The following is a 14,527-nucleotide window of genomic DNA, read 5'->3' as shown; positions in this document are numbered from 1 at the left end:
TGTCAATGGGGCCGGTGTGGGCCTCGGTGGCTTTGTAAATCCACACCGTATGCCGGCCCGCCGCGGGGGCCGCGATGGTTAGCGGCGCGGCCGCGCCGCCCTCCACCCGCAGGCGCTTCTGGTAGGTGCCATCCAGCTCGTATTGCAGGTAATTGTGGCTCTGCCCGCTGGGTAGGGAAGCGAAAAGCTGGCACTCTTTGCCCTCAAACGTGAAGCCGAAGTGCACCGCCGAGCTTATCAGCTCCAGCTGCCCCGCGCCGGTGAGCTGATAGCGGCCTAGAGGCTGCAAAGCATTTGACGGTAAAGTATCAGTAGTGGGGGTGGCCATGCGGGCGGGGGCGCAGCTCATCACCACGCCGCAGGCGGCCAGCAGCAGGTAGCGGGTACTAAATTTTAGATTTATCATGCTGATTATCTGCGGTAAACGTTAGCTTTTTCTCTGAGGTCTCCCGCCAAATGTAACGCCCGGAACCGGGTCAGGGCCAAGCAGCCACGCGGCGCGGGAAAGCTCGGAAAAAAACGGGTATTCCAAACCAAGCCAAACAATCGACCCACCGGCCGCGTCTTACCTCACACGGTTTTCGTGCTTAATTTTTTGATTATTATGACCAAGCATTGGTTTATTACCGGTGTCAGCACCGGTTTTGGGAAGCACCTGGCCGAGCTGGCCCTCGCCCAGGGCGACAAAGTAGCCGCTACCTTCCGCCACCAGCAGCAGGCCGACGAGTTCACCAGCCAGGCCGGCGAAAACGGCATCGGCCTGGTGGCCGATGTGGTGGATGAAGCCGCCGTGCAGCAGGCCGTGGCCGCCGCCATCAAGGCCCTGGGCCACCTCGACGTGGTGGTGAATAACGCGGGCTACGGCTCGCTGGGACCCATTGAGGAGGTGCCCGATGAAGAAGTGCAGCGGCAGTTCGACGTGAACGTGTTTGGCCCACTGCGCGTATTGCGGGCGGTATTGCCGCACCTGCGCGAGCGCCGCAGTGGCCACGTTATCAACATCACCAGCATTGGGGGGTTGAAGACTTTTCCGGGGGTAGGGATTTACAATGCTTCCAAGTTCGCGCTCGAAGGCATCGGTGAGAGCTTGGCGCAGCAGGTGGGGCCGCTCGGCATTAAGGTGACCAACGTGGAGCCCAGCGGCTTCCGCACCGACTGGGCCGGGCGCTCGGCTACCTTCATCGAGCCCAAAATTGCTGATTATAAAGCCACGGCCGGCCAGAATATGGCCAATATCCAGGGGTACAGCGGCCAGCAGCCCGGCGACCCCGCGCGTGCCGCCCAGGCCATGTTCGACCTCGTGCGAATGGATAACCCGCCCCTGCACCTACCCCTCGGCAAAGCAGCCGTGAAGGGCGCCCTGGATAAATTTACCGAGATAAAGCAGGAAGTGGAGCAGTACGCTCACATCGGTAACGGAGCCGATTTTCCGAATTAGCTAAGTAGCTGATTTTAGGATAAGTAAGAACGTCATGCTGACGATAGGAAGCATCTCGCTCACGCCATTGGGATAGTAATTCCAACGATGCGAGTAAGATGCTTCTTATCGTCAGCCTGACGTTCTTTATTAATCAGAATAGCCTAAGCCACGCTACCCCCAGCCGTATCTTCACCTTATGCCCACTGCTACCCCGCCTGCCCCCAACGATTTTGAAGCCGAGAGCTGGCAGCAGCTGCAAGACCTGTTGTTTCACGAAACCTGGGATGCGCGGCTGGGGCGCTACCGCTCACCATTCGTGTACCGCGGCATGCGTAGCTTCGGCTACTCGCTGAGTACCAGCTTGCAGCGCCTCGGCGGCAGCTACCCGGAGCTGGAGCACCACCTGCTGCGCAACTTCCGCAAGTACGCCCGCGACACCACTACCCCGCCCAGCGCCACTATCTGGGACTGGCTGGCCCTGGCCCAGCACCACGGCCTGCCCACCCGCCTGCTCGATTGGACGTACTCGCCCTACGTGGCCCTGCACTTCGCCACCGACGACCTGCACGCCTACCACCAGGATGGCATTATCTGGGCCCTGAACTACGTGAAGGCGGCCGAGCACCTGCCGCCCCGCCTGCGCGATGCGCTGGCCAGCGAGGGCTCCAACGTGTTCACCACCGAGCTGCTGGCCCCCGCCCTACCCGGCCTGCGCGACCTGGCCGAGCTGCAAGCCGAGCCCTTCGTGTTGTTTCTGGAGCCACCCTCACTTGATGCGCGCATCGTGCACCAGTATGCCCTTTTTTCGCTCATGAGCACCCCCGAGGCTATGCTGCACACCTGGCTGGCCCAGCACCCCGAATTGTACTTTCGCATTCGCCTGCCCGCCCGCCTCAAGTGGGAAGTGCGCGATAAGCTCGACCAGGCCAACATTACGGAGCGCGTACTAATGCCGGGCCTGGGCGGCCTCAGTAGTTGGCTGCTGCGACATTACTCCTCGGCGCGGGGCCGCCCCGCCACCGGCGAGGGGGCGGAATTACCTGGCTAAGATTTTTTACTCACCTTCTATTCAGTAACTTCCGGCCGACATTCAGCGAGGATAATGGCACATTGGGCGAAAATAATCATGCCTCGGCCAAAAAGTTGCACTAAATTTGCACTACCAATTAATACATCCAAAAAGGCTCCTCGGCCCGCTTGGGTGGCAAGCTGGGCAGCGGTACTTTGTTCCGCGCTTCGGCACTCGCATCACACCGGCCTGGCCGGTGCAAAAATTTGGTTTTCTTGTGGAAAAGGAACCTGTTGGAAAGGCTCGTCCCGCTTGGGGCGAGTCTTTTTTTGCCCCTACACTACCTGTTTTTTGGAGTCCCTAAACGGCAATCGGACCTTCAGGGTTGGGCCGAGGCCGGGTTGCGCGCCGGGGCACCGTATATTTGTCTGGCAATAAGGTTTTCTGCTAAACCCCCTGTTGCTATGGCCGACCCCGCCACCCCCAAAATCGCCTTCGAGGCCCTGACCTACGACGACGTACTGCTGCTGCCCGCTTACTCGGAGGTGCTCCCCCGCGACTGCAATCCCGGCACCCAGCTTACCCCCCGCATTTATTTGCACCTGCCGCTGCTATCGGCCGCAATGGACACCGTGACGGAGGCCGACATGGCCATTGCGCTGGCGCAGGCCGGCGGCCTGGGCATCGTGCACAAGAACATGAGCATCCATAAGCAGGCCGAGCAGGTGCGGCGCGTCAAGCGCAGCGAGTCGGCGCTCATTCAGGACCCCTTTACCCTACCCCCCACCGCCACCCTGGCCGATGCCCGCCAGCTGATGCGCAAGCACAACATTGGCGGTATTCCGGTGGTGGAGGCCGACCGCCGGCTGGTAGGCATCCTCACCAGTCGCGATTTGCGCTTCGAGAAAGACTTCACCGCGCCCGTAACTACGGTGATGGTGCCGCTCGACCGCCTCGTGACTGCCCCCGCCGGCATCGACCAGGCAGCGGCTGAGGACATGCTGCAAGACCGCAAGGTGGATAAGCTGCCCCTGGTGGATGCTGAAGGCCGCCTCACCGGCCTGATGACTTACAAGGACATTCGCAAGCGCCGCCGCTCGCCCCAGGCCAGCAAAGACGGCCAGGGCCGCCTGCGCGTAGGCGCGGCCGTAGGCGTTACCGCCGACTTGCTCCAGCGCGTAGCCGCCCTAGCCGAAGCCGGCGTGGACCTCATCAGTATCGACACCGCCCACGGCCATAGCAAGGGTGTGCTCGATGCCGTGCGCCTCGTGAAGCAACACTACCCCCAGCTCGATGTGATGGCCGGCAACGTAGCCACCGCCGCTGGCGCGCGCGCCCTGGCCGAAGCCGGGGCTGAGGTGGTAAAAGTGGGGGTAGGGCCTGGGTCAATTTGTACTACCCGCATCATCGCCGGCATCGGTGTGCCGCAGCTCTCGGCGGTGCTGGAAGCAGCGCAGGGGGTAGCCGGCACTGGCGCGACCGTAGTGGCCGACGGCGGCATCAAGTTTTCGGGTGATATTGTGAAGGCGCTGGCCGGCGGGGCCGCCGCCGTGATGGTGGGCTCGCTGCTGGCCGGCACCGAGGAGGCCCCCGGCGAGCTGATTATCTACGAAGGCCGCAAATACAAGACCTACCGCGGCATGGGCTCGGTGGAAGCGATGGAGGACGGCTCGAAAGACCGCTACTTCCAGGATGCCGAAGACGACGTGAAGAAGCTCGTGCCCGAGGGCATCGTGGGCCGCGTGCCCTTCAAAGGGGGGGTAGGCGAAGTGCTGTACCAGATGGCGGGCGGCCTGCGCGCCGGCATGGGCTACGTGGGCGCGCCCGACCTGCCGGCTCTGCAAGCGGCGCAGTTCGTGCGCATCACCGGGGCCGGCCTGCGCGAGAGCCACCCCCACGACGTGCAGATTACCCGCGAAGCTCCGAATTACTCCAGTCGGTAATTTCCTGGTTAAAGACGTTCGTCCTGGCGAGCAGCGCGAAACAATCGCACCTGAACGATACCCACGCCGGTCGTTCTGACGCGATTGCCGCACTACGCTCGCCAGGACGAACGTCTTTAGCCAAGAACTCAAAACCCCTAATCAGCGCGTAGTTTTGCGCTTTGCTTTGAGCAGCAAATAGCAGTCGGAGAGGTGCAGACGGGTTGCTTTGCCAAGTTCTTGTTTTCCGTAATCTATGCCCAACTTTCGCCATGCTGCCTGGCTGCTGGTAGTCGCCGGCCTGTGCTGGCTCATGCTGCTGCTCGGCAGCTTGAGCCAGGGCCGGGCCGTGCTGGGCCTGCCGCCCGACTGGCCACGCTGGCTGCTGCTGGCGGCGCAGGGTGGCTTTGCGGCCAGTATTTTCCTGTATGCCCGGTTGCAGCCCGAGGCCCTGCGGGGCCACGGGTTTATAGCCGTATTGCGCCGCCTGTTCTGGCGGGGCCTGGTGCTCACGGCCGGGCTGGTGGCCCTGCTGGCGCTGGAGCGGCTGCGGGCGGCGCGCGTGCTCGCGCTACCGGGTAATAGTCTGTCGGCCACCACGTATACGATTAGCCTGGGGCTGTTTATTCTCTTACTGGCCCAAACGCTGTATTCATGGCGGGCGCTAGTCAGCTTTCGCAGCAGTGGCAAGCTGCGCCGCGAGTGGCTGGCGTTCGAGCTACTGCTGGGCGCTACGCTGCTCTTACAGCTCATTCCCTGGCAGTTACCCGATTTTTTACAGGTCGGCAGCATGCTGGCTTTAGGGGTGTTTGGGGTGTATTTGAGCGGGCACCAGCGCTGGGTGGCTTACCTCAGCCAAGGCCAGAAGGCGCAGGCCATCTTTTTGCAATTGGGCGTGCTGGCCTTCCTGCTCGTGTTTTTACAGTATTTGCGCGGGGCGCAAACCAATTCACTGCTGCTGGTGCCGCCCACACAACAGGCATTTTTGGTGCTGGCTTCGTTCTTCGCAGTGTTTTATGCCGTGGCGGGGCTGCTGGTTACGCTCTTCAACCTGCCCATTGCCGACGTGTATGAGCAGCGGCGAGCCGAAATCCTGAGCTTGCAGCAGCTGAGCCAGATTATTCAGCGCGGCCAAACGGCCCCCGAAATCTACCACGCCTTGTTTACTTCGGCCGTGCAAACCATCCGGGCCAACGCGGCCTGGCTCGATGCTCAGCTGCAGCCCACCGACCAGGCCGGCCCCCTACCCGCCCCACTCGCCCACGAGCTGACTGAGGCCGACCTGGCAGCGATGCGCCCCCAGCTCGCGGCCCTGCTGAGCGACGAAAAAACGGAGTTTATTGACAACGACCTGCTGCGCTCGCAACGCTTTGCCGGCCTCAGTCGGCCCTACCGCTCGGCGGCCGTGCTGGCCCTGCGCAGCCCCACCCACGACTACGGCGTGCTGGTGCTGCTGAAGGATGAGCTGGGCGGCTTCGACCCCGAAGACCTCAGCATCCTGCACACCTTCACGACCCAAACCGTCCTTAGCCTCGAAAACCTGCAGCTGGCCCAGGAGGCGCGCGTGAGCCAGCGCGCGCAAGACGAGCTGCGCATTGCGGCGCTAGTGCAGGAGCGCCTCATCCCGAAGCACCTACCCACCGATAACTGGTTTGAAATCAGCACCTACGCGCAGGCCGCGAAGGAAGTAGGGGGTGATTTTTATGACTTTCTGCACCTGCCGGGCCAGCGCTTGGCCGTGCTAATTGGCGACGTGTCGGGCAAGGGCGTCACGGCCGCCTTTCACACCGCCCAAATGAAGGGCATCTTCCACGCCCTGATGCAGCCCAACCCGCTGGCCAAAAAAGACCGCGACCGCTACCCTGACCCGCACCGCTTTATGGTGCTCGCCAATGAGGCCCTTACCCATTGCCTGGAGCGCTCGTCGTTCATCACGGCTTCTTTCTACTTGATTGACTACGAGGCGGGCGGCTTCAGCTTTGCCCGCGCCGGGCACTGCCACACGCTCTATTATCATTCTATTAAAGAAGAGGTTAGCTACTTCCGCAGCGAGGGCCTAGGCCTGGGTATCCTGCGCGATGACAGCTACGGACGGCACGTCAAGAACCAGTTCTGGGATTACAATCCCGGCGATGTGATGGTGATTTATACCGATGGCATCCCGGAGGCCCGCAACGGCGAGGGCGACGAATATGGCGAAGAACGCCTGGCCCGAATGTTGGAGCAGTGCTTTTACCAATCCGCGGAGGAAATTAATCAGTATATCCGGCACGATGTGCAGGAATTTAGTAAAGGCTTACCCCTGCATGACGACCAGACGCTGCTCGTTATCAAGTTCAAAGCGTCTCAACCCCAGGTCTAGCTCCACCGTATGGAGCCTATTATGAAAGTAACCGCCCAACCCCACGACACTACCCTGACGCTCATCCTGGACGGAGAGCTGGACGCCTCGTCCGCCGTGGTGCTCGACACCGAACTCAATAAGCCTGATTTACTTACTTATCAAAAAGTACTAATTGACTGTCAGCGTCTTAGCTACATCTCTTCAGCCGGACTGGGCGTTTTCATCTCGCACCTGCAGCGCTTGCAGGATTCTCAGGTAAAACTGGTATTCTACAATATGCAAGAAAAAGTATTCAACGTATTTGAAATTTTAGGTTTAGACTCGCTGATGACCATCGTCCCCAGCGAGCAGGAAGCTCAGGCCGCCTAATCGGTGAATTGGTGAGCTAGTGAACTAGTGAGTTCTATTTAATGATAATTCACCATTTCACTAGCTCACTAGCTTACTAACTGTTATGCAAGACCATATCCGCATCACATGCTCGCGCCAGAACCTTCAGCAGGTGCGCGACTTTGTGCGCGGGTTTTTATTAACGGCGCATCGCAACGACCTGATGGTAAATCAGGTCGTGCTGGCCGTAGATGAGGTAGTGGCCAATTTTATTATCCACGCCAACGGCGAGGACGCCAACCAGTTTCTGGATTTGCTGCTGGTGCTGGCCGGCCAGCGACTCGATATTGAGATTGAGGACCACGGCAACACGCTGTTTTTGCCCGCTGGCAAGGTCGCTACCCCCGACCTGCGCGCCTACATACAGGAAGGCCGCAAGGGCGGCATGGGTATGGCCCTGGTATCGCGCATCATGGACCGGGTAGAGTTTTTTGAACGCAACTCGCATACGGTCTGCCATTTAAGCAAAGAGTTAGCGTAGTTTTTAACTAGTACAAAGCCGCCATACTAGCGCATCCGTGCGGTTGGGGGGGGGTAGGGCACCGGCTTAGGGGCTGCTGCCTACCTATGAGGCAGAGGCCGGGGAGGGGTCGCGTAGCGAGGTGCGCGTAGCGGCCGCTATTTTCTTCGTAAAATTGCACCAGCATTGTGCCCGAAATGCCGCGTTTTCGCGTTTGGCGTTTTTCTGGTCAGTACCCCTCTTCTTCGTCTATGTCTTCCCGACTTCCGTTGGCTGGTGCCGCGGCCGCCGCGCTACTTCAGCTGGCTGCCTGCCAAACTAGCAAGCCTACTACTGCTGCTACCCTCCCCGCCGGCCAAGCAATGGCCGTGCCCGCGGCGGGCCCGGCTATCGAAACGCTGGGCACCTACCAGGTGCCGGCTCGCGAGTTTGCCTACGTATATAAAAAGAACAACGCTACCGCCGCCGACTACGGCACCCGCGCCAGCGTGACGGACTACCTCACGCTCTACACCAACTTCCGGCTGAAGGTGCTGGATGCCGAAAAGCACGGCCTCGATACCACCCAGGCTTTCCGGCGCGAGCTGGACGGCTATAAGCAGCAGCTGGCCCAGCCCTACCTCACCGAGAAGGGCGTAACCGACCAGCTCGTGCACGAAGCCTACGACCGCATGAGCCAGGAAATCAACGCCTCGCACATTCTGGTAAGAGTAGCACCCGACGCGGCTCCGGCCGATACATTGGCCGCTTACCAGAAAATCGAGGCCCTGCGCCAGCGCGTGACGACCGGCGGCGAGGACTTCGGCACCGTGGCGAGCGCCACCAGCGAGGACCCCTCGGCCAAGGAAAACGGCGGCAAGCTTGGCTATTTCACGGCCATGCAGATGGTGTACCCGTTTGAGTCGGCGGCCTACCGCACGCCGGTGGGGCAGGTGAGCCAGCCCATTCGCACGCGCTTTGGCTACCACATTATCAAAGTGAATGACCGGCGGGCGGCGCAAGGTGAAATCAAGGTGGCCCACCTGATGGTGCGCGTGACGCCCCATGCCCCAAAGGCCGACTCGGCGGCCGCCCGCAAAAAGATTGACGAGCTGTATGCCCGCCTGCGCAAAGGCGAAAACTGGAACAAGCTCGTAGCTCAGTTTTCGGAAGATGCCGGCTCGGCCCCCAACGGCGGCGAGTTGCCGCCCTTCGGCACCGGCCGCATGATTCCTGCGTTTGAGGAAGTGGCCTTTAAGCTGCAAAAGCCCGGCGACATTGCACCACCCGTGCAAACGCCCTACGGCTGGCACATTATTAAGCTGGTGGAAAAGCAGCCCCTACCCCCCTTCGCTACCCTGGAGCCCACGCTTAAGAGCAAGGTGGGCAAGGACTCGCGCTCGGAGTTGAACCGAGCGGCGTTCTTGAAGCGCATCCGGCAGGAGGACCAGTTCCGGGAGATTCCGGCCGCGAAAGCCCTGGCGTTCGGCCAGGCCGATACCGCCCTGGTGCACGGCCGCTACAAGTTTAACCCTGCCACCATGACGACCAGTGGGGCCAAAGCCTCAAAGCGCACGGCGCAGGCGGGTGGCGACAAGCTGTCGTTGTTTACCATTATGGGCCAGCCCTACCCGGTGGCCAGCTTCCTGACCTTCGCGCAGCAGCACCAGCGCCCGCGCCCCACGGCCGCGCCCGAGTTTGCTATGCAGCAGCTCTACGACCAGTACGTAGACCAGAGCCTGACCGACTATGAGCGCGACCACCTGCCCGCCAAGTACGAGGACTACCGGATGCTAGTGCAAGAATACCGCGATGGCATCTTGCTCTTCCAGCTTATGGACCAGAAAGTGTGGAGCAAGGCCATTGAGGATACGGCGGGCCTGAAGAAGTTCTTCGCAGCTAACCAGGTTAATTACCAGTTTGGGCAGCGGGTGCAGGGCGCGGTTATTTCGGCGGCCTCTCCTAAGCTGCTGGCCCGCGCCCAGCGCGAGCTGCCGACCGGCCGCTTCGCCGTGGTGGGTAAAACCGGCTCAGCGTTGGTTCACTTCAAGCTCGGCACGCCTACCCCCGCCGCCAGCAACGGCTCGGCCGTGCTCGACGATGTGGCCCGCCGCCTAACCCAGGACACGGCGCTGAGCGTGACCGTGGCCGGCCACATCCGGCGGGGTGAAAGCGCGGCGCTGGCTCGCCAGCGCGTTGCGGCGGTAATTGAGTACTTGGCTACAACCGGCAAAATTGAGCGCGACCGACTGACCCTCGCGCCGACTAAGTCGGCCCCAACGGCCACCGGCGACACCCGCGTGGCGTTCTTCAGCAACTCGCCCAGCGCCCTCGAAGCCAGCCTCAACCAGCAAAACCCGCTGGCCGTGCAGGTTCAGCAGCGTACTTTCCAGAAGGGCGACAACAAAGTGATGGACGACTACCTGACCCGCGCGCCCGGCACCTACCCCACGCAACGCGATGGCCGTTACTACGCCGTTATGGTGCGGCAGAGCCTGTCCCCAGGTCCTAAGGCCCTGGCAGACGCCCGCGGCCAAGCCACCAGCGATTACCAGAACTACCTCGAAAAACAGTGGATTGAGCAGCTGCGCCAGGAATATCTGGTGAAGGTGAACGAAGAGGAAGTGAATAAGCTAGTGACGAAGTGAGATTCCTGGTTTCTAACTAAAATGTTCGTCATTGCTTTGTAAGCTCGCGATGACAGTTACTTTAAGTCAATAAATAAGGAACCAGAACCCGATAAAACCTTTTATAGCGGCGGCAACCTCTGGGCCGTTTTGTGACTCCGTACTCTATGCAACGTATTTTTCAACGGCTGACCGCCTATTCCCTGCTTATCCTGACTGGCGCGCTGGCGCTGCCGCAGGTTAGCTATGCCCAGCTTGGCGTGAGCCGCCCCCGCGGCCAGCAGATTCTGGATGGTATTGCCGTGAAGGTGGATAACCAAATTATTTTGCGCTCCGACATTGAGGGCCTGATGGCCCAGGAACAGACGCGCGCTCAGGGCAAGCCCCTACCCCCCGATTTACGCTGCAAGATTTTGCAAAGTCTGGTGCTCAACAAGTTAATGTTGGCGCGCGCCGACCTCGACTCCGTGACCGTGACCGATGTGCAGGTGAGCGGCGAGCTAGACCGACGCATGAATTATTTCGTGCAGCAGGTGGGCTCAGAAAAAAAGCTGGAAGCGCTGTATAATAAGCCCGTGCGCGCTCTTAAGGAGGACCTGCGCCCGCAAGTCCGCGACCAGTTGGTGCAGCAAAAAATGCAGGAGCAGATTGTGGGCAAGGTAGCCGTGACGCCCCGCGAGGTGAAAGAGTACTTCGATAAGGTACCCAAAGACAGTATTCCCTACTTTTCGACCGAGGTTGAGGTTGGACAGATTGTAATTCCGGCCCAGGTCAATGACGCAGCCAAGCAGGCGGCTATCGCGCAGCTCAACGACATTCGGGCGCGGGTGCTGGCGGGCGAAAGCTTTGAGGAACTGGCTAAGAAATACTCGCAGGACCCTGGCTCGGGGGCGCAGGGCGGCTATCTCGGCTTCTTCAAAAAAGGCGAGCTGGTGCCCGAGTATGAGGCCGCCTCACGCAAGCTGGAGCCCGGTCAGCTCTCACCGGTGGTGGAGTCGCAGTTCGGCTTTCATCTTATCCAATTTATTGAGCGTAAAGGTGATGCGTATTCGACGCGTCACATTTTGCTGAAGCCTGCTACCGGCACGGCCGATGCCAGCGTGGCCGCTATTAAGCTCACCCGCATCCGCACCCAGATTCTGAAGGATAGCATCTCATTTGCTAAAGCCGCCAAAGATTTCAGCACCGATAAAATATCGGCAGCCAATGGCGGTCTGCTCGCCAACCGCCAGGATGGCGGCTCGAAGCTGCCCCTCGATAAGCTTGACCCGGCCATTTTCTTCATCATTGATACGATGAAGGTGGGCCACATCACGCCGCCCCTACCCTACCGCACCGACGATGGCAAGGAGGCTATGCGCATTCTCTACCTCAAGAGTAACACGCCGCCCCACCAGGCCAACCTGCTCGATGACTACCAGAAGATATCGCAGGCAGCCATTGCCCAGAAAAAAAACCGGGCTCTGGACGAGTGGTACGAGAAAAACCGTAGCACTGTGTACCTGGAGGTAGCCCCTGAGTATGCCGAATGCAAGGTGTTGACCGCCAGCGCACAGTAATGAAAGCCATTAAAAAAGAACGTCATGCTGCGCATGGCGTTCTTTTCCTTTGTTAGTGTACTTTTAATTTCTAATGGCTTCCTTTCAAAACGACAAAGAAGCGGCCGACTCGCTGGCCCGCGCTTACCAGCAGCTGCGGCAGGAAATTGGCAAGGTCATCGTGGGGCAGGATGAGGTGGTGCGGCTCGTGCTCACGGCCGTGTTTGCGCAGGGCCACTGCCTGCTCGTGGGCGTGCCCGGCTTGGCCAAAACGCTGCTCGTCCAGACCATCGCCGACTCCCTAGATTTGAGCTTCAACCGCATCCAGTTCACGCCCGATTTGATGCCCAGCGACATTGTGGGCTCGGAGACGCTGACGCAGCAGCGTGAGTTTCAGTTTGTGAAAGGGCCAATTTTCGCCAATATTATTCTGGCCGACGAAATCAACCGGACGCCGCCCAAAACCCAGGCGGCCCTGCTCGAAAGCATGCAGGAATACGCTGTGACGGTGGCCGGGCAGCGCTACCCGCTGGCGCGCCCGTTTTTTGTGCTGGCCACCCAAAACCCAATTGAGCAGGAAGGTACCTACCCCCTGCCCGAAGCGCAGCTCGACCGCTTTATGTTCAATATCGAGTTGGGCTACCCCAGCTACGAAGAAGAGCTGAACATTGTGAAAAACACGACTTCCGACCGCAAGCTGAGCGTGGATAAGCTGCTGCATTCGGCTGATATTCAAGCTTACCAGTCGCTGGTGCGCCGCGTGCCGGTAGCCGATAATGTAGTAGAATACGCCGTGAGTCTGGTGCACAAGACCCGCCCCAAGGGCGACCGCGCTACCCCGCGTGCCAAGCAATTATTAGAATGGGGAGCGGGCCCGCGCGCCAGCCAATACCTTATCGTAGCGGCCAAGTGCAACGCTCTACTCACCGGCAAGTACTCGCCCGACATTGAGGACGTACGCGCCGTAGCTTTGCCCATTCTGCGCCACCGCATCGTGCGCAATTTCAAAGCCGAAGCCGAAGGTGTCACAGTAGAGCAGATTATCAAAGAACTACTTTGAGTTAAGAGTTAGAAGTTAGGAGTTAAGCATTTTCTACACAAATACTTAACTCCTAACTCTTAACTCTTAACTTCTAACTCTTAACTCAGCAAAGTTGGAAGCCCAAGCCTACTACCAGCAATTTGAGCGCAACGTGCGCATTATTCTCGACGCGCTGGCCGCCGGCCTCGACCTGCGCACTACGGCCCTCGAAACCAGCCTGCCCATCGAGGTATACGTGCTGTGCGAGGTGCTAAATCAGGGAGCCGGCGAGCACTTCCGGCTGACTGCTACCGGCGTGGCCCGGCTGGCCGAGTTTCAGCAGCAGTTTATGAAGCACGAGGACCAGACACTGGCTGCCATGCAGCGCGTGCTGGCCGATAAAAAGTCCATTATGCGCACGCCGGAAGGCCGTGTTTTTGTCAAGGAAATGCTCATTCGCGGGCTGGAGTATTTCAACGAGGCGGCCCGGCAGGTGAACGTAATGCGTACTCAGCAGGCGCTGGGCAGTCCCCGCCAATACGCCTAAGACCACTAATTAGCGCGGATTTGTAAGGGGTTTTGTGGACGGTACTGGACGCGCTGTGACCAAAAAAGGTCGCTCTTTTGGGCGACCTTTTTGCGCGCCGTTCGTTGCAGTGGCTTACTTTACCTTGTAGTCTGTTTCGTAAGCGTACAAGCTGAATAACTCACCTGGCTGGTGCTCGCTGCCGGACGGGTTGTTGGCGGGTCTTTTTTTGCGATGCCTATCCCTACCCCCCCACCCGTGCCCGAACTGCTGGAAACGCCGCGCCTATTGCTGCGCCCCTACCAGCCGGCCGACGCGACGGAGTTTTTTGCGGTGCTAAACAAGAGCCGGGTACGCCTGCGCGACTCGTTTCCCGACCGCCTGCAGGCCGTGCCGACCCTCGCCGACGCGCCCGCCCAGATTGCCGATTTTGCCGAGGACTGGCGCATCGGGCGCTTCTACGTGCTGGGCATCTGGCAGCGCGAAACGCAGCAATATATTGGCGACATCTGCCTGATGCCACAACGGCAGGCGCAGGCAGAAATCGGCTACTACCTGGCTGCTGAGGCTGAGGGCCAGGGCTACGCCCGCGAGGCACTGGCGGCTATGGTGGGCTTTGGCTTCGGGCCGGTGCAAGCGCGGCGGCTGCTTATCCGCTGCTTTGCCGACAACCTGCGCGGCCAGGCCGTGGCGCAGGCGCTGGGCTTTCGGACGCAAGCGCCGGGGCCGCTGCAAAACCTGGCCTGGCGGCGGTTTGGCCTGCGGCGGGCCGAACCAGTTATTCTGCACTTCGTGCGCCAGGCCACCGATGCCGAGCCGGCTAGCACAACGCCACCACCGCGAATTCGTTAAGAATGAATGGAATAACGCCTTGTTATTCTTCACGTTAAGCTCATTCTATATGAACCCGTTTTTGAAAATTGCCCCTGCCCTGGCCCTGGCCGGCACCCTCACGCTGGCCCACGCCCAAACGCCCGTAGCCAAGGAAGAGGGCCACATGCCCACCAAAGACAAGCGTATGCTCAGTAAAGGGATGGAAGATTGCGCCATGATGACCGGTGGCAAAATGATGCGCATGCAAGACGGCAAGAAAATGGCTATGACCGAGACCATGACCATGAATAATGGCACCAAAGTAATGGCCGACGGTAACGTTGCGATGGCCAACGGCCAGACTATGATGCTGCACGATGGCCAGTGTGTGATGATGGACGGCCAGGTGAAAGACCTGAAAATGAAAGGCAAAAAAGGCAAGATGATGGGCAGCATGTAAGTTAATAAGTAGGGGGTA

General features: G+C 59.9%; 13 protein-coding genes. 12 read left to right on the top strand and 1 reads right to left on the bottom strand.

Annotation, left to right across the window (positions count from 1 at the left end):
* Positions 1 to 406 (bottom strand): hypothetical protein (locus LC531_RS21090; protein WP_223653820.1); only part of this gene is annotated, 406 nt, incomplete at its 3' end.
* 177 nt (positions 407 to 583) lie between these two features.
* Here LC531_RS21090 and LC531_RS21085 point away from each other — a divergent pair.
* The 12 genes from LC531_RS21085 to LC531_RS21030 all read left to right on the top strand — a co-directional run bounded on the left by LC531_RS21085 (position 584) and on the right by LC531_RS21030 (position 14,509).
* Entirely contained in the window at positions 584 to 1,438 is an 855-nt protein-coding gene (locus tag LC531_RS21085; protein WP_223653818.1) for an oxidoreductase, read from the top strand.
* Positions 1,439 to 1,616: 178 nt separating this feature from the next.
* Positions 1,617 to 2,468 (top strand): FRG domain-containing protein, encoded by an 852-nt coding sequence (locus LC531_RS21080; RefSeq protein WP_223653816.1) that lies wholly within the window; start codon positions 1,617 to 1,619, stop codon positions 2,466 to 2,468.
* Positions 2,469 to 2,893: 425 nt separating this feature from the next.
* A complete protein-coding gene (gene guaB, locus LC531_RS21075; RefSeq protein WP_223653814.1) occupies positions 2,894 to 4,372 on the top strand; it encodes an IMP dehydrogenase in 1,479 nt (492 codons plus the stop codon).
* Between the two features lie 235 nt (positions 4,373 to 4,607).
* Positions 4,608 to 6,713, top strand: a complete 2,106-nt coding sequence (locus tag LC531_RS21070; RefSeq protein ID WP_223653812.1) for a SpoIIE family protein phosphatase — start codon at positions 4,608 to 4,610, stop codon at positions 6,711 to 6,713.
* 21 nt (positions 6,714 to 6,734) lie between these two features.
* Entirely contained in the window at positions 6,735 to 7,064 is a 330-nt protein-coding gene (locus LC531_RS21065) for an STAS domain-containing protein (RefSeq protein ID WP_223653810.1), read from the top strand.
* A gap of 85 nt (positions 7,065 to 7,149) precedes the next feature.
* Positions 7,150 to 7,566, top strand: a complete 417-nt coding sequence (locus LC531_RS21060) for an ATP-binding protein (RefSeq protein WP_223653808.1) — start codon at positions 7,150 to 7,152, stop codon at positions 7,564 to 7,566.
* Positions 7,567 to 7,796: 230 nt separating this feature from the next.
* On the top strand, positions 7,797 to 10,172 hold the full coding sequence (locus LC531_RS21055; RefSeq protein ID WP_223653806.1) for a peptidylprolyl isomerase: 2,376 nt from the start codon (positions 7,797 to 7,799) through the stop codon (positions 10,170 to 10,172).
* A 146-nt stretch (positions 10,173 to 10,318) separates the two neighbouring features.
* On the top strand, positions 10,319 to 11,710 hold the full coding sequence (locus tag LC531_RS21050) for a peptidylprolyl isomerase (RefSeq protein WP_223653804.1): 1,392 nt from the start codon (positions 10,319 to 10,321) through the stop codon (positions 11,708 to 11,710).
* A 73-nt stretch (positions 11,711 to 11,783) separates the two neighbouring features.
* Positions 11,784 to 12,749 (top strand): AAA family ATPase, encoded by a 966-nt coding sequence (locus LC531_RS21045; protein ID WP_223653802.1) that lies wholly within the window; start codon positions 11,784 to 11,786, stop codon positions 12,747 to 12,749.
* 94 nt (positions 12,750 to 12,843) lie between these two features.
* Positions 12,844 to 13,257 carry a hypothetical protein gene (locus tag LC531_RS21040; protein WP_223653800.1) on the top strand — a complete coding sequence of 138 codons (414 nt, stop codon included), beginning with the start codon at positions 12,844 to 12,846 and terminating at the stop codon, positions 13,255 to 13,257.
* A gap of 213 nt (positions 13,258 to 13,470) precedes the next feature.
* Positions 13,471 to 14,088, top strand: a complete 618-nt coding sequence (locus tag LC531_RS21035) for a GNAT family N-acetyltransferase (RefSeq protein WP_223653798.1) — start codon at positions 13,471 to 13,473, stop codon at positions 14,086 to 14,088.
* Between the two features lie 61 nt (positions 14,089 to 14,149).
* On the top strand, positions 14,150 to 14,509 hold the full coding sequence (locus LC531_RS21030; protein WP_223653796.1) for a DUF6799 domain-containing protein: 360 nt from the start codon (positions 14,150 to 14,152) through the stop codon (positions 14,507 to 14,509).
* The last annotated feature ends 18 nt before the right edge of the window (positions 14,510 to 14,527 follow it).

It is taken from the genome of Hymenobacter psoromatis (assembly GCF_020012125.1).
GTDB lineage: Bacteria > Bacteroidota > Bacteroidia > Cytophagales > Hymenobacteraceae > Hymenobacter > Hymenobacter psoromatis.
Note: the sequence above shows the minus strand (reverse complement) of the source record. Positions and strands in the feature narration are given on the sequence as shown.

Coding starts and splice junctions, on each gene's coding strand:
- LC531_RS21080 (WP_223653816.1), top strand. CDS start 1,617: ATGCCCACTGCTACCCCGCCTGCCCCCAACGATTTTGAAGCCGAGAGC.
- guaB (WP_223653814.1), top strand. CDS start 2,894: ATGGCCGACCCCGCCACCCCCAAAATCGCCTTCGAGGCCCTGACCTAC.
- LC531_RS21070 (WP_223653812.1), top strand. CDS start 4,608: ATGCCCAACTTTCGCCATGCTGCCTGGCTGCTGGTAGTCGCCGGCCTG.
- LC531_RS21065 (WP_223653810.1), top strand. CDS start 6,735: ATGAAAGTAACCGCCCAACCCCACGACACTACCCTGACGCTCATCCTG.
- LC531_RS21060 (WP_223653808.1), top strand. CDS start 7,150: ATGCAAGACCATATCCGCATCACATGCTCGCGCCAGAACCTTCAGCAG.
- LC531_RS21055 (WP_223653806.1), top strand. CDS start 7,797: ATGTCTTCCCGACTTCCGTTGGCTGGTGCCGCGGCCGCCGCGCTACTT.
- LC531_RS21050 (WP_223653804.1), top strand. CDS start 10,319: ATGCAACGTATTTTTCAACGGCTGACCGCCTATTCCCTGCTTATCCTG.
- LC531_RS21045 (WP_223653802.1), top strand. CDS start 11,784: ATGGCTTCCTTTCAAAACGACAAAGAAGCGGCCGACTCGCTGGCCCGC.
- LC531_RS21035 (WP_223653798.1), top strand. CDS start 13,471: ATGCCTATCCCTACCCCCCCACCCGTGCCCGAACTGCTGGAAACGCCG.